Here is a 20,281-nt window from a genome sequence, read left to right on the forward strand (position 1 = left end):
ACAAAAGAAAAGTGATGATGATCTGCCATCTTTTGTGACACTTCTAAATTATGATAAACTACGTTTTGGGTAAAACTGCCTATACTGATATGTACTTGTTCTGAAAAATGTGCCATAATAATACGTACTTATTTTATTGGTTCTTTACAATTAACCTAAAGCTATCCAGTTATTAGAAAATTTAGCATCACCAAAAGTCAATTCTTTAGATACTAATTCTATAGTAATTTTCATCGGTACTTCGGTAGTACTTGTAAATTGTTCGTCATAACCAATACAAAATGCTTTCGTAAACGTAAGTTCTTTCATTTTACTCATAGCATCTCTTCTGTAAAAAATGATTTTACCATCTTTTGTCAAATCGCCATTTAGCATCCAGCTCAAAAAATTGGTATCCTTAGTAGCCTCGATTACCATTTTTATAATTCCGCCTTTAGCGTTTCCGGTAGGTTTACTTGTGTTGTCAATCTCTTGTTTGAAGTTTACATTGAATTCAAGAACATTGTATTCTTCTCCGTCTATATTTAATTTAGATAAAAAACTCATGTGTAGATTTGTTAGGTTATTAAAAGATATGAAATAGATTTAGTGCTGATTAAACAAAAAAGGAAGTCCCATAGCAGGACTTCCTTTAATAGTTTCAAGCTTAAAAAAGTTTGATAAAGTCCAAAGGATTATACCCATGCATTATCAAATTCTCCTCCGCCCATCGAAATTTTACGTGCTGAGATCATAAAAGTTTCCGTTAAAGGAGTGTCACTGTTATGATCAAAGTTTTCTTTGTACTTAACCATGTAAGCCTCTGTAAACTTTAGCTCTTTTAAAGTAGCATTAGAATCACGTTTGATGAATTTTACAGAACCATCTTTTCTTTCGAAATTATTGGTCATCCACTCAAACAATTCAGTGCTACCTGTAGATTCTACTTCAAGCATAATTCTTCCTCCACGTGTTACTGTAGATGGACGCCCTGAAGCATCTGTTTCCTGAGCTAAATCATAACTCACATTTAATACTTTGTAATCCTTTCCGGCTACTGACAACGATGTTAAAAACGACATAATAAAAATTTTTAATTATTAATTTATTTATTCATGTGACAAATATAAAAATAATTCTTACAATTGAAAAAATATTAATACAATTTTATTTACTTTTTAATTTTATTTATATGATAATGGACCTACAAAAAAATATCCTTTAAAATCAAAATTTCTATTGGTACTCTTTATTGTAGCATCAATAACAATATCAACCCTTTTTTTGGCTCTGCTCATATCATCTACAAAAAACATTTCTTCAGACAATTCTACCCTGAGATCATTAAGTTTAATCCTGGCTTCATGTAAAAGCAAAGAATGCTTCATGGTTTTGGAAATTATATCTTTCAGGGTGTTTTCATTCATCAGCAAATCAAAATCGATTTCCCATATTTTAGACCCAAAAGTTTCATCAAATTTGCATTCGCCAAATGTTGTTGTTGCCAGCAAAATTATCTGCTGGGCAATAGAATGTTCTATAGATGTTTTTTCTAATTCTTTTTTCTGAATGATGGCATTAAAATCTATCGGCAGTTTATAAAAAGCTCCTTTCATATTTTCCTCAATTTAAATATAAATTACCCTGTCCGTTTTTCCGTTATATCCTGTTTCTATAGCTTTAGAAACTTTTTTCCTTTTAATAATACTGAGTGTTACTTTTGGAGTAAGTTTTAAAAATTTCTCACGATACAAAATATCACCAATAAAACGTTTGCCTTTATTTTCGTCAACAATAATAAAATAGCTTGTCCCTTTTTCAATTTTTAGTGTATTGATATCTCCGGCAAAAAACTGAATATTTTGATTTTCTTTTTGAAAAGTATAACAGAGTTCTTCATCATTTAATTTTCTGTATTTCGAAATATCAAACACTTCTATTTCTTCTTTTAAAGGTTCAAAAGGGATGTTTTCAAAAAGAAAATTCTTTGGCGCTAAAAATTTCAGACCAAAAAAGCTCCAGATTCCTTTTTTTGTGGTTTTCTCTTTAAAGAAAAATGTATCACGTGTAACTTTATATATTTCTTTTTCATTGGTTTTATCATCAGTTACAATCATTTGATATGTTGGAACCTCAATTTCTACAGGAATTTCAGAACTTTCAAAGAATGTTTTGAGATTTACAGTTCCAACTTCCTGCTCTGAAATTATGATACTGATCGTATGCTTCCTTAAAGCCGAATCTGTTCTGACAACGACATCACCTTCTCCGCTGCCTGCATAAAAAACAGAACCTTTATTATCTGTAAGTCCTAATGAAAGATTTAATTCCGGGAATGGCATATTTTAGCTATTTATGAGATGATTTATAATTTTATTTGAAAAAAGCTTATCCATAAACTGTTTGAAATTTAAACTAATGCTACTTTTTTCTAATCTTATACACTTTTAAACAATTGAGATAATGTTTTAGATTTTGATTATCAGCCGCACTCGGGCTAAACTCATAATCTCTTTTAAGGGTGTAAAATTTTATCGTATTAATTGTGTTAGCATTCAGCTTTTTTATATCTGCGCCTGTGAGTTCCATAACAGCTGTACCGTCACAGTTTACTGCGAACGAATTCTTTAAAATATACATATCCCCGTTTTTGAAATAAAGTTCTAATGGCTGTTCCTGTTTTACACAAACATTATCTGTGAATATTTTGAAGTATAAATACAAACTACCTTTTCTTTTCCCAAGCTGTAGTACCGCATATTCAGAATCTTCATTAAAAACTCTTAACAAAATTGGCGGTGCACTTGCAAAAAGTTTCCCGGAAAGCAATAAATCATTTTGTGTAACAGGACAGTTTATTTCGCTTAACACAGGTATTTTTTGAGCTTTAACCGGATTTGAAGCTATTAACAATACAATGATTGCGGACAAAGTTTTTAGTAGGTTCATAAATTTGAATTATTTGGTTTGACCATTCAAAAGATCAATGTTTTGTTTAAAAAGGAAACATAAAAATATGTTTCCTTTTTATAGAGGCATTACTATTATTTTTGTTCGTAATCAGTATCCCATTCTGTTCCGTCATCTCCTTTATGTCCGTCCATTTTGATAAGGAAGTTTTTTGCAGGGAAATAAGGTTTCATATGGATATCCATATAAATTCTGTCTTTCTGAATTGGATCCTGCTCGAATCTGCGGATTTCAAAATTTTCAATCAATTTATCAGGACCTGTGATTCCGTCAAGGAAAGCAACAATCTGATTCATGATTTCTTTACGCGTTTTTGCTGTAAAGTTTTCGAAAGCACGACGGTTCAGGAAATCCATTAATACTTTGGTCACGTAATCAAAAACACGAACAACTGAGTAGGTCTGCAATCCTAAATTATCGCCGCTGAATAATGTTTTGGCAGAGAAAGCCATTACTTTTCCGTACTCGTTTACCATAGGAACCAATCCTAAGTTTTCAAGATTTGCGATTTCACTTTTCTTCAGGTCAAATTTTACTCCGTCAACTTCATTAATTCCACCGAATTTTTTACCGGCTGTAACCTGAGACATCAACGTTTTATAAATTTTTCCGGCAAGTGCTGCAGAAGGAGCTATGTGTAAATCTTCGTTTTCTCCAATCTGGTCAAATCTGCCACGCCCTACTAACCAGTTACAAGTCATAATTACGTTAGAACGGTACACATCTCCACCTGTTAAAGAAGCTGCGTCAAACATTTCCATTACATCATCCGGTTCATCAAGGTGTTCGAAATCGGTAACCAGCATTACTTTATTTTCATGTGCAATTTTTGCCCATTTTTCGATTACTTTATTTGAACCTAAATAGCCTGGAATTACCAAAATACCGTAGTTGTTTTTAAGATCCAAACGATCGTAATTGTCTACCAGTTCTGAATGAATAGCATCAATAAAACGTGTGTTATCAAGATCTTTTAATTGCTCTAAATCAGCATTTACAATTGTAACATTTTTTACTTTATCTGTTTCTGTGTTCTTGAAGAACAATGCAACTGTTCTGTAAGCCGCTTCAATTTCTCTTGTATCTTCAATCGCTTTCGCAAGATTCTTTTTCAACAATGCTTCAGACTCTTTGCTTTTGTCTTCACTTTGTGCCACCATATCAGTCAAAGCTTCGTTGCTGCTTAAAACCGAAGACCATAATTCTAACGTCTTTAAAAGTGTTTCTCTTTCTTTTGCTTTGTTTACTTCTCCAAGGAAAATTTTTCTTCTTGCTTTTCTCTCCGGATTAAGATTCTGAATGCCTTCAATTGACATTTCCAATAAATCAAAACCACCGTATTTAGCCAGTTTTTCAACATTTTTTTCAATTGAACCTGCTCCTGCAATTACTCTAGGTTCTAATACTGCAGTATCACTGTCGTTATTTTTATATGCTTCTTTATTTGACATTTCTTAGTGTTTTAAAATTTTTATTTATTTTCTTTTAATTCATTGATAAGCGTTCCAAGGCTTTCTAATAAAGCTTTTTTTGCTTCTCCGTCTTCTAAAGCCGCTTTCAGGATTTTGTTAGACTTTAACTGACGGATAATTTTTTGATACTGATCTTTTTCTGTTTCCAGTTCAGACAGGAAATTGCTTTGTGATGTAATTCCTTTTATTCCAAAATCTCCAAGATTTTTAAAATTTAAAGCTTCTACTTTTGTTGCGCCTTCAGCAGTTTCAAAGTTTACTTTTACTTCCGGTTTAAAGTGTTCAAATGCCTTTTCGATACTTGTAATTCCTTCTACCAACTCTGGTTTAATAGGCGCATCAACCGTTAATTTCTGAGCAACAAGTGTTCTGTTTTGAGGGATCGCAATGATTGCTTCATCAGCATCCAATTTTACTTCATTACCTCCAATTCCATAATTTGATAACATAATTTTTAATTTTTAGTGATTATTCTATTAACTCTTTTACTCTAAATTCTATTTATTGATTTTGATAAATCTGACGGCAGACATCCAAATCCCTGCTTACTTTTTCCAGCTCTTCTTTATACGTTTTTGCCGACTGGTTCAAACTGTCTATAAGGTGTGAATTATGCGTAAGGCTTCTGATCTGCTTTTTATAATCGATAATATTCTTGTATGCGAGAATGATATTGTTATACAGCTTTTTATTGTCTGTAGTGTCTTTTGGAATTTTCTGATACATATTGGCAATCATAACATTTGCCAGACGCTGCTGAAAATCGTTATCCACTTTTGGTGAATTGATCGAATCAATCGTCATTCTGATACTGTCAATTTTTACCGAAAAATTAGTTTGATAATCGTATTCTCTTTTCATCATTTCGTTTTCTGCCTTAAGTAATTTATTTTCTGCTTTTGGCATATAAAAATTAAATGATACTGCAATTAACATCACTGAAAAAGTCAGGATAAATGCTATTAAAAAAGCTATAAATGCTTTTTGACGTTCTTGTTTATTTAATACTTCCATATTTATTATTCGTAATTATTTTTTTAATCTTTTATGAAGAAACTGTGTCGTTTAGAAGTGTGAACAATATCTTTCTGATCTGTTTCGGCAACAAACAATTCGATATTTTCTTTCTTCTTACCTATATAATCCAGTTTGTTTAAGGTCTCGTACAACTTTTCAATCTTAACAAGAAAGTTCATGACCAACGTTGCAGTTTTGTCAATATGCACATGATCGTATCCGGAGTTAATAAGGGATGCAAAAAGCATTTCCAACTCTCCTTGCGATATATCGCACCATTCAGCGAAATAATTCAATAGTTCCTCTTTACCGGCTCCGGATTTTGAATCAATAAAATTTTTGATCACTCTTGCAAATGATACTACGGTAGTCAGCATCGCTGCAGGATGCTGATGCAAAGCGAACCAACGAAACTGAGTAAGACAACTTCCTAGATAATAACTAGTCGTATCTGTTAACTGAATTACAGTCTGAGGTAAAATTCCAGATTGTTGAATACGATTAATTTTTTGAGAAATCTGAACCGAATAAATTTCGATCTGACCAAACGTACGTGCAATCTGTGCGTGCATATCAACCAGTTTTGGATGACAGGCAACAGTTACCGATGGCGGAATATAATTTTCGTCAAGGATTGTGTTATCACCAATTAAAACTTTACCAATAGCCAGATAAAAACCTCCGTAACCGATTCCTGAACGAAATTCCTCAGCTTTGATTAAGTGAAGTTTATATTCGGGTTGCGTGTATGGATATCTTGGCGGAACCTCTTCAGGATCTGGCTCTCCAAACGGAATTCTTTTTTTAGAGTTTACCGAAATACAAGCCAACAATACCAATTGTTCTCCATCTTTTATTTCATAAGTATCCTCAGGATATGGAACCTGAAGATCTAATGTATCTGTACTGCTCCTGCTAATTTCAATTCTCGATCCATTTGGAGTAATGGCATGACATTCTTCTACACGAACGCGCAGTAATTTGTGATTGTCGATTCCGAGTGTGATTTTTGTAGCCTCCTTATTTTGGTTTCCTGAATCCAATAAACCGTAACTCATTGGTGTGGTATGAATTCCTATTGCGTCATTTACCAATTCAGAAACATTGTTCTGCATGGAGAGGAAATGACTTTTGTTTATTTTCATCCCGTCTATCCAGTTTACGGGAAAATGATTTAATTTTTCTATCATATCTTTTATGTATTTCTTTTCAACAAAGCTTTATTGCATTTTTCCTTTAACCCTAATAATTGCATTATCATAAACCGTATTTTCTTTTAATTCTTTGGCGAGTTTGTAGTAGTTTAGTGCTTCTTCAAAATCATTTTCGTTTTCAAAAATCTTAGCAATATTGTAATAAGCACTGGCTTTTGTGGTGTTAATTGAATTACCCGAAGCATACGTTATTGCTTTTCTGTTTGCGTAAATCGCTTCTGCCTTATACCCTTTTTTGATATACATAAGACCTAGATTTCCGTATGCCTGACCAAATGTTGGATAGTATTCTATAGCTTGTTTATAGAATTCTAAAGCGCCATCTACATCTTTATTTTGATATGCTAAATCACCTTTTCTGTTCAATTGCAGCGCTCTTTTCTTATCTTCATTGGAGACGTAAACTTCTTCTTCAACATCGTTATCACCGTAATTGATGCCAACATCCTGAGTAGTTTTAGAAATGACAGTATTAATATCTATAATTTCTCCATTTTCATTTATTTTGAATAAGTTCCAAACGTTACCTGTCTTGTTTTTAGGGATATAGTAGGTTTTTACCAACGACTGCCCTACGTAGACAAAGACTTTTGCATCACTGGCTGATAGTTTATTTGAGTTGAGATCATTCTTATTGCTGAAATCATGGACAAAGTAATGATAGGTTTCTCCAAATCTTTTGTTTTCAATGGTTATCGTTTCCGGTCCGTAACTATCAGTATCATCTACATCCAGATTAGAGAAAGATCCTTCTTTATGCTGAAAATAGATATGATTCCCAGGAAAAGATAAATGCGAGTCTAAATCATAGGGATTTTTACCCCAGTTTAATACGATTCTCATTCCGTCCAGATTTTTCATGTACGGACTCAACGCATAGGTCATATCGTTGCAGGGACATTTTACCACTAAACTCGAATAGTTGTCTTTTTTGATAATCAGTAATGTGTTTGAATCATCCAGAAATCCACTATTGATTGTAGTTCTCCCCTGATTGTTTGTCAAGCTTTTTGCTGATGATTCACCATTTCTCTGAATCATTACTTCTGCATTACTAATCACTTTATCTTTTTCGACTGCTGACAATACCTGTACTGATATGTTTTGTGCACTTACATTATTACTCAAAGCCAGAGCTAAAAAAAAGATTGTTAATTTAAATTTCATTATACTTTTTATTAAAATTACTTATAGTTAACACATATTATTTAAAGATTTTTTGGGTTAATTATTTTAATTAAACAAGTTTAATCTTAAAAAAATAACTTATTCATAAAATCATTCTTATTATTTACAAAAATTAGTATACACGATAGTGCGGATTTGCAACTGTGCCTATAACACTATCAAGGCTACCCCCTATTATTATCGTTCTTTCGTTTTCACTTTTATTTTGTCATTTACTTTGTGGGTATGATTACAAATCCATGCTATCGGGGTACAAAACCACTCTGTTTGGGTCCATAGATTACAAAGTATAAATATTGTAGTCACAACTAATTGGTTTATTTAATCCTTTCATAAGCCCTTTTAGGGATCTTCTTTATGTCCTTTTTTTGGACTTCCATTAAGTAGATGTACTTTTTATAGGATAGTTTAGCATCCTTTTTTTTATTATCTGCCCATTGAGCATCTGCTAAATTTAACCATGCGACAACTCTCTGAGGATTATTATCTATAATCTCATTTAAAAAAAGTATAGATTCTTTATAAGCTCCTGATTGTTCCAAGTAATATGCCACATCATTTAGTTTATCTGTATCTATTATTTTAATATCTTTTATATATTTACCTTCATTTAATGGGGCTGTCATAAATTTATCATCATTTGTTATTGTGAAATTTACAACACCAATTCTTTTGTAAACATTATCATACAAATTTGTAAGTGCAAATGATTTATTTTCTGAAAATGAGTCATTTAAAGAACTCCCTATATCCTCCAAATCATTATATAATTGATTAGTTAGTTTATAATTTTTCAAATACACTTTATTAGATAAAGAACCTTCTTTACTATATTTTAGAATTTCTTTAGATATTAAATAAATAGCATTGTTTTTACATATAAAACTATAAACTTGTTTCATTTTCGTAGAAGATGCATTATACTCATACGTTAAAAAAAAGCTTTTCTCATCTACAGTTTCTAAACTTGTACTCAATGACATTTCATTTATTATCAGACCTTTATATTCTTTTTTATTTACAAATAATGACTTATTTTCAATCCTTGCTAAATCATTATTCTTCAGTTTATTACCATTTTCATTTATTTCACTTAAAAGTAAATTATAGTCAATAAAAGAATAAATTACTGGCTTATTTCCTTTGGTATACTTTACAATTCCCCAATAATTTTTTAAAGAGTCTATATTTAGATTGAAATTTTCATTTTGAAAATAAACATTTCTAGATTTTAATTTTATGAGATTATTACCTAGTTTTTGGGATATTTCTGAAAAGTAAGCGTTGTTATCGTCTGCTATAACATAAAAACTCTTTTCTCCCATAGTTTTTTTAAGAGAATCTATTACTTTAATATTTGGTGTATAATAATATACTCCATCTTTTGTTATAGTAACTTGAGCTTGATTATTTGTAATTACATTCGCTTGCCCTTTCTCTTGCCCTTTGCAGGATATAAAAGTGCTTAATATTGATAACTGAATAATTGTATATATATACTTCATTTTATGAATATTTTTATTATTGAGTAATTTCAACATGATACACCGCATTCTCAATTAAAACTTGATCTACTTCTGTTCTTTTTTGAATCTCTGTTAAAAAATCATTTGGATTAATAAGTCTACTAATTGGTACATCAAACACATTTATTACATTAGGATTTGCACAATGTTTCGAAACTGTTGTGGGACCTAATTCGTTTATTTTTGCCTCCATTAAACTTATAACCTGATTCCTAGTTTTATTTACATTTGTAACATATACATCAATTATCTTCTGACCTGGTTCTAAGTATGTATTGCGTTGTTCTTGTAAATCTCTCTCACAATTATCAAACATTATTCTAGCTTGATCATGTGGTGTTCTTGCGGTACTAGTTATATAAATATCATTATTATTAGATGCTCTACCAACCTCTTTTAGTATATTAATAGAGTTTTGAGATACTGCATCTTCGTGAGCAGATTGTCCAACAAAATGAATATTAACATTACTTTCAGAATTATCTTTTCCTGTACAATTACATTGAATTTTTAAACATTTTTCTATTTCCTGTGCATAATCTTTAATATCCGAGGCTCTATCAGTTCCATTAATAATTCTTCTTGCATTAAGATAATCTGTTTTACTCCCATTTATGTAATCTGATAGTTTTTTATCTGTAAAAGAGCCTTGCTCCATCCCATAAATCATAATTTTCATTGCTAATTCATGATCTAATGCTTTTTCTGGGTGATTAATTAAATCAACACCAAATTTTTCTTTCATTTTTCTATAATTTTTTTTCCATGTTAATTGAACGAACCCTCTTCCATGATATTTTACTCCATCTCCTTCAATCGTATTTTCAGCATCCTTAGCCATTTGTCTTCTATTCTCATCTTTACCTAGAATTGGATCATACATTCTTTCAAAATAACTATTTCCTCCATATTCATTAATTGGATTAAAAGTATGTGCTGTTTCTAATTTTGCAGTTGCTAACATATATGCAATATGTTTTAAGTTACAGCAACGCTTTTCATTAGTATAATATTCAGCCGTTGATTTAAAAATTTTAGTTAGACTACTTTTCTGATCTTCACTAATACCGTTAAATTTTTTAGAATACTCTTCAAAAAAGTATTTTTCATCTATTTTACATCCATCATTACCCCCAATCACAAAATACTCCCCATCTCTTTTCAAAAATTCCCCTTCGTGTTTTACAGTCTCTCCCTGGCATTCTGCTTTTAGCCAAAGACTTTCTGCTTGTGTTTTGTAGGTATCGAAAGTAATAGGATCACCACCCTTGTAAGTTTTGTTTTCTAAAGCTTTTTCTACATCGTCTGCAAAGGCTGTTTTTCCGGTTGCTATCTTAGTATTACCTTGTTTTCCTTCTTTTGCATTTTTTAATATTATTGCTGCAAATTGCTTTTTGTTGTCAACTGTAATAGTTGTTTCTTCACTTTTAAATGTATAGGTATAAGCTTCTTCTTTTTTTCCTTTAAGCAGTTTTTCTTTCCATATTTTTAAATCTTCATCCGCTTTTGGGCGCAATTTCACTTTTACCTTTGCTAAGCCGTTTTCAACGGTTGCTTTTAGAGTTGTAAGTTCTGCTCCGTCTTCTTTGGCTTCTAAAACTGGTACAGCTACATCTGCATCTACTATAATGGTTTCTTTTTCTTTTATTGTAATAGAAATTTCTTTTCCATCTAATAAAAATGTTTTTGCAATAACATATACTTCCTCTTCCAGTGGAGCACTATTGATTTTTTTGTATTCTGCTCCTAATTTGCATAAATTAAATGTTATAGTAGTGTCTTTTGCATACGATTCTTCTACAAGAGCATTTTTAATATCATCAAGTTTTGCATATTTTTTATCTGCTTTGACTAGTGTGTCAACTTTGCTCTTAATGATACCTGCAATTTTATTCTTATCATATTTGATGTTAGGATTGGCAAATTTATACTCATGCTGGCCATCAATCTCTGTAGTTTCTTTTGTGAATTCTTCTTTAGCAAAATACGCACTAATAATGCCCTCTGTTTTTACTTCTTCCACACCAGGAGTGTCGGCAATTATTAAAGGGGTCGTATTGGTTGGTATTTCAAATACTGGTATTGCAATTATACTGTTAGTTTTTATTATTTTAAACGAAAGTATTTTATCACTCCCGCTTGCATTTTTAATATAATCTTTTTCAAAATCAAGTACTTTTATATAAAAATTTTCTAAAGTTTCAGGTAATCCTGGGAATTCCCTATAAAAGGATTTAATTTTGAACTTACCTTTGAGAATCCCATCAGTGCAGTTTTCTTTTACACTATCTATAAGTTTCGAACCTTTTTGACTATACAATTCTAATGTTAGTGTGTCACCATTTAAACCCTCTGTTTCTAATGTAATAAATAAGTCCTGTCCATAATTTATTTGACTATGATCTGCTGTGTTTCGTTTTTTACTCCAAGAGGCAGAAATTATTTTTTTTTCACATTTCCCAAATACATTCACCCCGGTGTTTCTTCGATCATGCCTACCATCTAAACTTACTTCTAAGTAATAGGCATATCTCCCACATAGTTTTTTAGGAAGGGTAACACCATAAGGCACTCCTGCTGGTTTTATTGTTGTGTTAAATTTTTCTATCTTTTTTTGATCCATCCACAGCCATGTGATATTTCTTCTTTTTTCTTCTTCAGTAGTTTCATTATGCCATTCGCCAACCGCAAATAAAGCCTCTTGATTTGGATTTATACAAATTATATCACCAGATTTAAAATAATCGTCAAATTGAAAGCTGTTTGATAACCTCTTTATTTTTTTTACACCCTTTGCCATTTTATGCTTTTAGAAAATAGTGAAATTATTTTTTAACTATATAGTATTCCTTCGTCGGTATGCTTCCTTTGAAATAGCTCTTCTATATCTACCATCGGGTTTATTTGCTTTTGGACTTGAGGTTTGGCATTCTTTACATTCTGTTCAGCCACTTCTGCTTTTTGTCCGTGTTTATCTACTTCAATACAATCAGCACCTCCAATAGGACAGGTTGCTTTACTGTCTTCCAGTAATATTTTTCCTTTGTTAGACAAGGTGACTTTTTCGTAAAAACCACTCCATTTGGTAATTACTGCCTGACATGGCAGGTAATCGCCACTTCCGTTGGGCTGCATTTTACATTTACCAAAAGTATTTTTCTCTAATGTTTGTCCAATTTCTTTATCGGTTGCTATGAGTTTATTTGCGGCATCTTTGTCATTCGCATAATGCTTACTATGTGTTTTAACCTTAAGTTTATCTAACTTAGGCTCTACACTAAACTTACATTTTACTGTCGCTCCCTGTACCACTACATGTTTTCCACTCATAATCTTACCTTAATTTGGATATCAAAAAAATAACTCTTCTTAACTTTCAATTACTTTGTCTCTTTTCAAAAGCTCAATTTCAATCGCTGTTTTTACAGGTTCAGCGTTATCAATATTCCATTCCAAATTCACTTTTTCCACAGTATAAGTATCCGAATTTAAAAAGTAGACAGCATTATAATTCACTTTCAAATGAGCATTCCCATATAAAAAACCAAACCCCGAATCTGTATAATTTCCTTTTTGTTCTATTTTAATATTACCGGCATCATCCAAATCGGGAGCCATTTTATGTTGTACTCTAAATACTGATTCTGTTTCTTTTTGTAACGGAAATAACAAATCTCTCTCAAATTCATAATTTGCTGTATAACCTACATGAAGGCCATTAAAAAAAGTCCTCAAAAAATAATCGGAACGAAGTGATGTCAATACTCTCTCTGAACTCTTCAGCGTATCTTCTGTATGTTTTATATAATTTTCAACTACTTCTCCCTCATAATAATCTAAAATTTCACTTTTAATTTTTCCCCAACGACTTTCAATTTCATCGTGATTATAAATATCAATCCATTTACCAAATTCATCCACAACAATTTTTAACGGGTACAAAACTTCAGCTGTTTTAGCTGCCAATCCATCCATTAAAGTGTCCGGCATTTTACCATTTATATAAATATCAGATGCTCTGTTAATCTCAAAAAGATGATACTTGTTTTTATAAGAAGCGAGCCATTTTACGCTTATCTTCATTTCTGTAACATCAATCTCGTCTCCGCATTCATAAGTATATTTTACTTTATAGCTTTCATCGGTTTGTTCAGGTGTAAAAGGCAGTCTGTAATTTTTTCCTAAACTGACTTTTTTAGGCTTTTTATTAATTACTTCATCTTCGCTTTTGACTGGTGTCAAAATCAAAAACTCCAGATGCCTGCTAAAATCAGCTTCTATCAAATCTGAAATATCACAATACATATTATGATAGCGTCTGAGTTCATGTGCATCAAATCCTAACTCTACTGCCACACTTTCCAGCGTATCACCTTTTTTTATTTCATAAAATCGGTGTTTCGTATATGCGGGTTTCTCAGATTCTTCTATATAATACATCGATGAAGTGATTTCAAATTACAGTTATTAATTCATTCCTGCATTTGCACCATATACAAATTCCGGATCTTCTGACTTATCTTTTTTTGTTATTTCAACCTTTTTTTCTTTTTGTCTTTTACAGATAATAACCGAGTTCTCTGTTATACCATTCATTCCTAATGTATATTTTGCATCCACATATCTGGCTGGCTGATACCATTTTGGCTGAAGGAAAAATACCCAGTTGCAATTTTCTCCTTTATACTTTAATTGTATCTTACTCTCGGCATTATGTTTATTATATCCTGTAACCGTATGGTAAAACAGAGCTCCAAAATCAATTCTTACAGGTCCTTTTGATCTGATAGAAGTATAAGTTTCACTATCATAATCTTTCTGAATTAATAAAGTAATCAATAGAAGGTCTTTCATTTCTACATTCTCTACAACCGGAAAAGGATTTTCACGTTCAGGTATTTTCCATGTAACGTATTCTTTTGGAGGTATCTGAAGCATATAATTAAAAACGGCGTAAACTCCGGTAGGAACTATAAAAACCAAAAAGTGTGAGCACATTAAAAAAGTAAGTCCAATACCACTTAACGCTGTATAAATAATGATGAATAATACACTTGAATAAAGCATTATCAAGCACGAAAACAGCAATTCATTAGCAACCAGCTTTTGATTAAATTCATTAAAATAAATGCGGTATAAGTAAACATGAAGCGTTCCGAATAGTAAAGAAGCTATCTGATAAAAAAGAAACTCATCTGATACTTCAGTAAATAATTTGTTGTAGCCTAAAAACCCTACAAGGGCATAGATGAGTATGGCTGAGAAAATATAGATATAAAATTTCTTTTTATATTTTACTGCAAATTCTTTTACTTTATCACTAAATACCATTGTAAGTAAAACGCTAACGGCTATAATTACAACCAAAAATACAATGAGCCTGACATCAATAAGTGCTCCTAAATGCTTTTTTACCATTTCTAAAGTCGTGTTGTATAGCCCAACACAGGCTCATTATTAAAATTAAACTTTTCTGTTTCGTGGTTTATCAATAAGACTATTTTGACCTCAACTTCCATTGGAAAAAAGTGTTCGCAAAAACAGTCTATAAACTTTTTTATATCTCCTTCGTTTATATAATTATGAAAAGGTTTATTAACTATCGGGCCAATTTCTATGGTTACATTCATAGAATAATCCGTATAATTTTTTCCACTGATGAAATCTACTCCTAATCTGTTTTCGCCTAATATAATTTGCTCACCTTCTTCACTAAGTTCTTTTGAAGTTGTAGTTTCAAAAGTCACTTTTTCTTCTATAATAGTTGACAAACACTTACAGGCTAAATCTATATCTCCTACAATTTTGTATGCATATGGTAAAAGCCTAATAAACTTAGAGACTAATACTGCCGGATAAATATGAGGCAGTCCCCAAAAATCATAGAAAAACTCTAATGACTTACCTGAATTAAGTTTGTATAAAAAATCCCTTTCAACACTTTCTATTTTGGTTTTGTAATGAAAAATTTCATTCTCAAAAGGATTAAAAAAATTACGTGCTTCGGCTTCCTGTTTTTTCTGGTGCTTATGTTCCCTGATCATCTGCTGCACAGATTTATCAGCATTATTTTCCTTTAAACTGTGTATATATCCTTCCGGAAGCGTATCATAAATACTGTCTCTTGACAACAGTATATTAAGATATTCACGCTTATCATAATTATCATCTTTGATAGCTGCTCCTAAAATATCGCTTCTATAAGCTCTTGAAAACTGCCCCTGATTAGAAATCATAATTTCTTCCTGAACAATAGAAGTATTCTCCAGAAGTTCATTAGCAATTACTTCAGCCCTTATATCGTCTGAGATATTCTCTATTTCCCGAACCAGGTCTTCAAGATTCATGTTATTTTTTCTTTGTGTCTTCATTGATTCTTCCTGCTCCTATGTATCGCAACTGAAAATAGTCGTCATTAAAATTATAAATAGCCAAACCTTTGTTTGTACAGGCCAAAATTCTATCGTTATGCAGGTATATACCAACATCCGAAATAGGATGATCCTTATCGTATCTGAAAAAAATCAAATCACCTTCTGCCAAAAAGCTCCTTCCTGTAAAAATCTGTATCGATTTTGATTTCCACATTCCGGCAGGGTCTTTAGGAAGTGTAACTTTATAAACTTCACTATACAGGGACTGAACAAAATAAGAACAGTCAATACCTGTGTTTGAAAAACTCTTTTCTTTGTAAGGTGTATTAATCCATGGATCTATGTATGAATATAATTTGTAATTCGTAATCTTGTTTGGTATTACGCCCAGTACAATGGAATATTTTTCTTTTAAAGCCAAAATGGCATCACTTAAATTTTCTGAATTATCATTTACAACTGTTTTATTGCTCAAACCTGATTCTTCCATTTTAGCCTGCTTTTTGAGTGCTTCCAAAGAATAATCATATTTAAAAGGAACCTGAGAAATATATTTCTTACTACTGCAGCCTATATTTAAAAGCATTATGAGTACTAATACAATTGTTTTATTCATAAAAAAAATACTTATTGTTTGCCATTTCCTTTTACGGCAATGACGAAATCATCTATAACTTATTGATGTTTTTGGATTAACAACTGACTGGAAGTGGTATTTATCAGTTTATATGTCTTTTATGAAAAATTTCTTTCATAAATATTGAGGTCGCAAACCTAAGAAATTATTCTGTAAGAATTGTAATAAAATTTGTAAAAAATTATGCTAATTATTTTACAATTTTAAAATAATAAAAACTATTTTTGCCAGCATCTTTATAAAAAATATCTTACTTAATTATTAGCCTTTAGAAAAAAATGAATAAAAAAAATATCGATATCAGGGTTATATTTTTCTTTGTAATCCTACTATTAATTGGAATTATTGCTTTTTTAATTCAATTTTTCAACCATGTTGATTGTGAAGATGTACGATTTTATGTTTTGGCAGAAAATCCAAGAACTGAAGAATCTATTGAGTTTTTTGATAAGACACCAAATGCAAAATCATGGAAATGGGATTTTGGAGACGGATCTGAAGCTGATGTAAGAAAACATACATTTCACGTTTATAAAAAACCTGGAAAATACCTCATTACCTTAACCATAAACGGAGAATGCATTCATAATAAAGAAATTATAATTAAGGATAAATACATAACTGATAAAATAGGAACTCCTAAAATTATTGTCTCAAAAATTATTACTGCCGGTCAGCCCACCTATTTTAATTCTGAATCTGAAGATGCTAAAACCTGGGAATGGGCTTTTGGAGAAAACAAAGGAATTGATGATACCTCTGCAAATCCGGTTTATACTTTTTCGACTCCTGGCGAAAAAACAGTTACTCTTGTTGTAAACGGAAACTTTGGTACAGTTGCAAAGAAGATTATTTATGTACATCCCAGAGTAATAAAGAAAACAAATCCTCTCGACATAACCTCTTACGAGTTCGAAAAAAAAGCAGAAGCATTTTCACTGCCAAGAGGTGCTGCAAAAAAAGACCCTCTTGAAGACATGTTGCAGTATGTACCTGTAGCTCCTAAAACTAAAACACAAAAAGACAGTATTATACAAATTAAAAAAGCTCCTAAAATATCTGAAGATCAATTTGAAATTTTACTTAACAAAGTAGCTGAAGGCAGCAAAGTGAAAGATGATTTTTCAGAATTTTTATGTGATGATTTAGACATTCCGATTGTGAAAAATGACAGTGATTTACTGACTTTTTCTCAACTATGTGCTGCTATCAAAGGAAAAAAGATAAGAATAGAATCAATCCGTCTTAATAAGGATAAACAAAACAATTGCATTAAGGGATTGAACATTAGTTATAAAGTAAAAAAATACCTAATCTGGTCTAAAGATTAAAAAAAGGATGGAAGAAAAAAATATTTTCAGTACAGAATTGCTTAGTGCATTTGAAATTGCTAAAAAAATTGCTAAAAACAATTCAAATAAATTTTACTCAGCATCACATTTGTTAAAAGCCATCCTTAACAGAGATTTATCTCTATTAAAACGTCTTGAAGCTATGGGCAAGGATGTTTACTATCTTGACGAATGGGCTGAAGTCCGTATGGAAGATGAACCAAAAACAACCAATATTTCAGATACAGAACCAAGTGATCTGATTGATGAAATTATAAAAGAAGCAGAATCGGTACGATTGATTTTAAACGAAGATGAAATTAGCCTTTATGCCATTATAGTTGCTTTAAGTTCACCGGGAGTAGGCTTTAATTTCGATCAAATGAAGACCTACCCTATTTCCCGAAACGAATTATTAGAAAATCTTGCAATTGCTGAACCTGACGTTAACATTCCTCAGCAAGAAGTAAAAAAAGGTTTTTTAAGTAAATACTGTATTCATAAAAATTCTGAAAAAAAGAACAAAAAAATCCTGGCGATTGGTCGCGAAACAGAATTAAATACGATGAAGGAAATTCTTTGTCGATTTTCTAAACCTAATGTTTTATTAATAGGTGACAGAGGTATCGGTAAATCAATATTGATCGATACACTTGTTCAAAATGTAATTGCGAATCAGGTTCCTGAAGTTTTAAATAAAGTTCAGCTTTTTGAACTGGATTTATCAACACTAATAGCGGGTGCATCCTACAAAGGCGAAATCGAAGACCGATTAAAAAATTGTATTCAGGAATTAAAACAATTTCCAAAAGCGATATTGATAATCGAAGAAATCCATACACTATTAGACAAAAACGGAGGAGATTCGGGTGTATCCAACGTATTGAAAGGTGAATTATCCAAAGGATTAAATATCATCGCCACTTCTACAATTGATGAATATTCCAAAAGAATTGAAAAAGAGCAAGGACTTTCGGGAATGTTTGAAATTGTAAAATTAGAAGAATCAAATGATGAAACTTTGTTCCGAATGATTCGGGAATCAATAAAACCGTATCAGGAGCATCATAAAATACAAATTGACAATGAAACCATTACAGAATCAATCCGCTTATCCAGAAGGTATTTAAAAGAAAAAAGCTTACCTGAATCTGCGATCAATCTTATTGATCATACTATGTCGGTTTTAAAAACATCGGGTGAAACTTATTTAAAGGAAAAACAGTCTCTTTTGGATAAATTATCACTTTTAAAGCGGAACGACAATAGCTTGTCTGAGGATCAATTACTAAAAGAATACCATTGGTTTCTTTCTGATTTAATCAGCAAAACAACATTTTTAATGATTGCGGCTGATGAAAATGAGCTACAAATTTTTGAAACTTCTGAAGCTATCATCAAACATATTGAAAACCTTATCAATACTCTTGAAGAAAGAGCACTGGACAAACGCGTTCACATTGAAGCTTTTGATTTATCTCTTATAATTGCTCAAAAAACCGGTATTCCTGCGGGGAAATTAAAAGAAGAAGAAAAGCAAAAACTGAATAATATTGAAGATGTTTTAAATCGCAGAGTAATAGGTCAGGATCATTGTATTGCAACCGTTGCAGGCTCAATTTTAGAATCAAGGTCAGGATTGAGCAAAGCCGGACAGCCTATTGCTTCTTTCTTTTTTTTAGGACCTACTGGAACAGGAAAAACAGAGTTAGCTAAAAGTCTGGCAGAATTTCTTTTTCAGGATGAAAATGCCATTATCCGTTTTGATATGTCTGAATTTAAAGAAGAACATTCAGCAGCACTACTTTATGGAGCGCCTCCGGGTTATGTAGGTTATGAAGAAGGCGGATTGCTGGTGAATAAAATACGACAAAAACCGTATTCTATTGTATTGTTTGATGAAATCGAAAAAGCGCATGCCTCTGTTTATGATGTATTTCTTCAAATTATGGACGAAGGAAAATTACATGACCGACTTGGAAAAGAAGGGGATTTCTCTAACGCTATTATTCTTTTTACTTCAAATATCGGGTCAGATCATATTGTAGAAACATTCAATAGCGGGCAAATTCCAGCCTCATCTTCTCTAATGGAAATCATGGCTAATTATTTTAGACCGGAATTTTTAGGACGATTGACAGAAATTGTACCTTTTGCGCCTATCAGCAAAGAAAATGCTTTAAAAATATTTGAAATCCACCTTAAAAAAGAGTTTTCGGATTTACTTCAAAATATGAAAATAGAAGTTGAAATCCCGATGGATACAAAGTTGTATCTTGCCGAAAACGGCTATAATGCAAAATACGGGGCAAGACCAATAAAAAGTATCATCAGAAGTCATTTACGAAGACCTTTGGCCAAGAAAATAATTTCCGGTGAAGTAAAAGATGGGGACAAAATAACTGTCATTTTAGAAAATGGAGAGGTAAAATGGATTAAGGAAGATGTTTTAACATTATAATAATCAAAAGCATGATTTTTAAAAGATCATGCTTTTCATTTTTACTTCTACATATTTAATCCGAATTACATAAAACACTTAAAAAAAAACATGTAGTAGTACTTGGAGATAT

19 protein-coding genes are annotated in these 20,281 nt (G+C 31.6%); 2 read left to right on the plus strand and 17 right to left on the minus strand.

Features of this window, described 5'->3' with window-relative positions:
• Positions 1-150 precede the first annotated feature (150 nt).
• The 17 genes from tssD (GWR14_RS22055) to GWR14_RS22135 all read right to left on the minus strand — a co-directional run bounded on the left by tssD (GWR14_RS22055) (position 151) and on the right by GWR14_RS22135 (position 16,356).
• Entirely contained in the window at positions 151-546 is a 396-nt protein-coding gene (gene tssD, locus GWR14_RS22055; RefSeq protein WP_163411309.1) for a type VI secretion system tube protein TssD, read from the minus strand.
• A gap of 128 nt (positions 547-674) precedes the next feature.
• Positions 675-1,061, minus strand: coding sequence for a type VI secretion system tube protein TssD (tssD, locus tag GWR14_RS22060; RefSeq protein WP_110345063.1), 387 nt, complete (start codon positions 1,059-1,061; stop codon positions 675-677).
• A 102-nt stretch (positions 1,062-1,163) separates the two neighbouring features.
• Positions 1,164-1,595 (minus strand): GPW/gp25 family protein, encoded by a 432-nt coding sequence (locus GWR14_RS22065; protein ID WP_163411310.1) that lies wholly within the window; start codon positions 1,593-1,595, stop codon positions 1,164-1,166.
• Positions 1,596-1,607: 12 nt separating this feature from the next.
• Complete coding sequence (locus GWR14_RS22070; RefSeq protein ID WP_163411311.1) at positions 1,608-2,321, minus strand: type 2 periplasmic-binding domain-containing protein; 714 nt, start codon at positions 2,319-2,321, stop codon at positions 1,608-1,610.
• A gap of 79 nt (positions 2,322-2,400) precedes the next feature.
• Entirely contained in the window at positions 2,401-2,928 is a 528-nt protein-coding gene (locus tag GWR14_RS22075) for a hypothetical protein (RefSeq protein WP_163411312.1), read from the minus strand.
• Positions 2,929-3,023: 95 nt separating this feature from the next.
• Positions 3,024-4,400: a DUF5458 family protein gene (locus GWR14_RS22080; RefSeq protein WP_163411313.1), complete on the minus strand. Its 1,377-nt coding sequence runs from the start codon at positions 4,398-4,400 to the stop codon at positions 3,024-3,026.
• A gap of 20 nt (positions 4,401-4,420) precedes the next feature.
• Positions 4,421-4,870 carry a hypothetical protein gene (locus tag GWR14_RS22085; protein WP_187356559.1) on the minus strand — a complete coding sequence of 150 codons (450 nt, stop codon included), beginning with the start codon at positions 4,868-4,870 and terminating at the stop codon, positions 4,421-4,423.
• Positions 4,871-4,922: 52 nt separating this feature from the next.
• The gene (gene tssO / locus GWR14_RS22090; protein ID WP_031457441.1) at positions 4,923-5,435 is read right to left on the minus strand and encodes a type VI secretion system TssO; all 513 of its coding nucleotides are present in this window, start codon (positions 5,433-5,435) and stop codon (positions 4,923-4,925) included.
• 23 nt (positions 5,436-5,458) lie between these two features.
• Positions 5,459-6,628 (minus strand): hypothetical protein, encoded by a 1,170-nt coding sequence (locus tag GWR14_RS22095; RefSeq protein WP_163411314.1) that lies wholly within the window; start codon positions 6,626-6,628, stop codon positions 5,459-5,461.
• Between the two features lie 30 nt (positions 6,629-6,658).
• Entirely contained in the window at positions 6,659-7,819 is a 1,161-nt protein-coding gene (locus tag GWR14_RS22100) for a tetratricopeptide repeat protein (protein WP_163411315.1), read from the minus strand.
• 338 nt (positions 7,820-8,157) lie between these two features.
• Positions 8,158-9,345: a tetratricopeptide repeat protein gene (locus tag GWR14_RS22105; protein WP_163411316.1), complete on the minus strand. Its 1,188-nt coding sequence runs from the start codon at positions 9,343-9,345 to the stop codon at positions 8,158-8,160.
• 16 nt (positions 9,346-9,361) lie between these two features.
• Entirely contained in the window at positions 9,362-12,166 is a 2,805-nt protein-coding gene (locus tag GWR14_RS23795; protein WP_223150991.1) for a lysozyme family protein, read from the minus strand.
• Positions 12,167-12,198: 32 nt separating this feature from the next.
• Positions 12,199-12,696 (minus strand): DUF4280 domain-containing protein, encoded by a 498-nt coding sequence (locus GWR14_RS22115; protein WP_163411317.1) that lies wholly within the window; start codon positions 12,694-12,696, stop codon positions 12,199-12,201.
• Positions 12,697-12,735: 39 nt separating this feature from the next.
• Positions 12,736-13,806: a peptidoglycan-binding protein LysM gene (locus tag GWR14_RS22120; RefSeq protein ID WP_163411318.1), complete on the minus strand. Its 1,071-nt coding sequence runs from the start codon at positions 13,804-13,806 to the stop codon at positions 12,736-12,738.
• 27 nt (positions 13,807-13,833) lie between these two features.
• Positions 13,834-14,784 carry a TssN family type VI secretion system protein gene (locus GWR14_RS22125; protein ID WP_163411319.1) on the minus strand — a complete coding sequence of 317 codons (951 nt, stop codon included), beginning with the start codon at positions 14,782-14,784 and terminating at the stop codon, positions 13,834-13,836.
• 2 nt (positions 14,785-14,786) lie between these two features.
• On the minus strand, positions 14,787-15,713 hold the full coding sequence (locus GWR14_RS22130; RefSeq protein WP_246236369.1) for a type VI secretion system baseplate subunit TssG: 927 nt from the start codon (positions 15,711-15,713) through the stop codon (positions 14,787-14,789).
• A 1-nt stretch (position 15,714) separates the two neighbouring features.
• A complete protein-coding gene (locus GWR14_RS22135; RefSeq protein ID WP_163411321.1) occupies positions 15,715-16,356 on the minus strand; it encodes a C40 family peptidase in 642 nt (213 codons plus the stop codon).
• Between the two features lie 299 nt (positions 16,357-16,655).
• Here GWR14_RS22135 and GWR14_RS22140 point away from each other — a divergent pair, with 299 nt between their 5' ends.
• Together GWR14_RS22140 and GWR14_RS22145 are read left to right on the plus strand one after the other, a co-directional pair.
• A complete protein-coding gene (locus GWR14_RS22140; protein WP_163411322.1) occupies positions 16,656-17,708 on the plus strand; it encodes a PKD domain-containing protein in 1,053 nt (350 codons plus the stop codon).
• Between the two features lie 7 nt (positions 17,709-17,715).
• On the plus strand, positions 17,716-20,169 hold the full coding sequence (locus GWR14_RS22145) for an AAA family ATPase (protein WP_163411323.1): 2,454 nt from the start codon (positions 17,716-17,718) through the stop codon (positions 20,167-20,169).
• Positions 20,170-20,281 lie beyond the last annotated feature (112 nt).

The sequence above is a fragment of the Flavobacterium ajazii genome (genome assembly GCF_010614725.1).
GTDB lineage: Bacteria > Bacteroidota > Bacteroidia > Flavobacteriales > Flavobacteriaceae > Flavobacterium > Flavobacterium ajazii.

What these genes read in the sequence shown, in the direction of transcription:
- tssD (WP_163411309.1), bottom strand. Translation starts at nt 546, where the DNA reads ATGAGTTTTTTATCTAAATTAAATATAGACGGAGAAGAATACAATGTT.
- tssD (WP_110345063.1), bottom strand. Translation starts at nt 1,061, where the DNA reads ATGTCGTTTTTAACATCGTTGTCAGTAGCCGGAAAGGATTACAAAGTA.
- GWR14_RS22065 (WP_163411310.1), bottom strand. Translation starts at nt 1,595, where the DNA reads ATGAAAGGAGCTTTTTATAAACTGCCGATAGATTTTAATGCCATCATT.
- GWR14_RS22070 (WP_163411311.1), bottom strand. Translation starts at nt 2,321, where the DNA reads ATGCCATTCCCGGAATTAAATCTTTCATTAGGACTTACAGATAATAAA.
- GWR14_RS22075 (WP_163411312.1), bottom strand. Translation starts at nt 2,928, where the DNA reads ATGAACCTACTAAAAACTTTGTCCGCAATCATTGTATTGTTAATAGCT.
- GWR14_RS22080 (WP_163411313.1), bottom strand. Translation starts at nt 4,400, where the DNA reads ATGTCAAATAAAGAAGCATATAAAAATAACGACAGTGATACTGCAGTA.
- GWR14_RS22085 (WP_187356559.1), bottom strand. Translation starts at nt 4,870, where the DNA reads ATGTTATCAAATTATGGAATTGGAGGTAATGAAGTAAAATTGGATGCT.
- tssO (WP_031457441.1), bottom strand. Translation starts at nt 5,435, where the DNA reads ATGGAAGTATTAAATAAACAAGAACGTCAAAAAGCATTTATAGCTTTT.
- GWR14_RS22095 (WP_163411314.1), bottom strand. Translation starts at nt 6,628, where the DNA reads ATGATAGAAAAATTAAATCATTTTCCCGTAAACTGGATAGACGGGATG.
- GWR14_RS22100 (WP_163411315.1), bottom strand. Translation starts at nt 7,819, where the DNA reads ATGAAATTTAAATTAACAATCTTTTTTTTAGCTCTGGCTTTGAGTAAT.
- GWR14_RS22105 (WP_163411316.1), bottom strand. Translation starts at nt 9,345, where the DNA reads ATGAAGTATATATATACAATTATTCAGTTATCAATATTAAGCACTTTT.
- GWR14_RS23795 (WP_223150991.1), bottom strand. Translation starts at nt 12,166, where the DNA reads ATGGCAAAGGGTGTAAAAAAAATAAAGAGGTTATCAAACAGCTTTCAA.
- GWR14_RS22115 (WP_163411317.1), bottom strand. Translation starts at nt 12,696, where the DNA reads ATGAGTGGAAAACATGTAGTGGTACAGGGAGCGACAGTAAAATGTAAG.
- GWR14_RS22120 (WP_163411318.1), bottom strand. Translation starts at nt 13,806, where the DNA reads ATGTATTATATAGAAGAATCTGAGAAACCCGCATATACGAAACACCGA.
- GWR14_RS22125 (WP_163411319.1), bottom strand. Translation starts at nt 14,784, where the DNA reads ATGGTAAAAAAGCATTTAGGAGCACTTATTGATGTCAGGCTCATTGTA.
- GWR14_RS22130 (WP_246236369.1), bottom strand. Translation starts at nt 15,713, where the DNA reads ATGAATCTTGAAGACCTGGTTCGGGAAATAGAGAATATCTCAGACGAT.
- GWR14_RS22135 (WP_163411321.1), bottom strand. Translation starts at nt 16,356, where the DNA reads ATGAATAAAACAATTGTATTAGTACTCATAATGCTTTTAAATATAGGC.
- GWR14_RS22140 (WP_163411322.1), top strand. Translation starts at nt 16,656, where the DNA reads ATGAATAAAAAAAATATCGATATCAGGGTTATATTTTTCTTTGTAATC.
- GWR14_RS22145 (WP_163411323.1), top strand. Translation starts at nt 17,716, where the DNA reads ATGGAAGAAAAAAATATTTTCAGTACAGAATTGCTTAGTGCATTTGAA.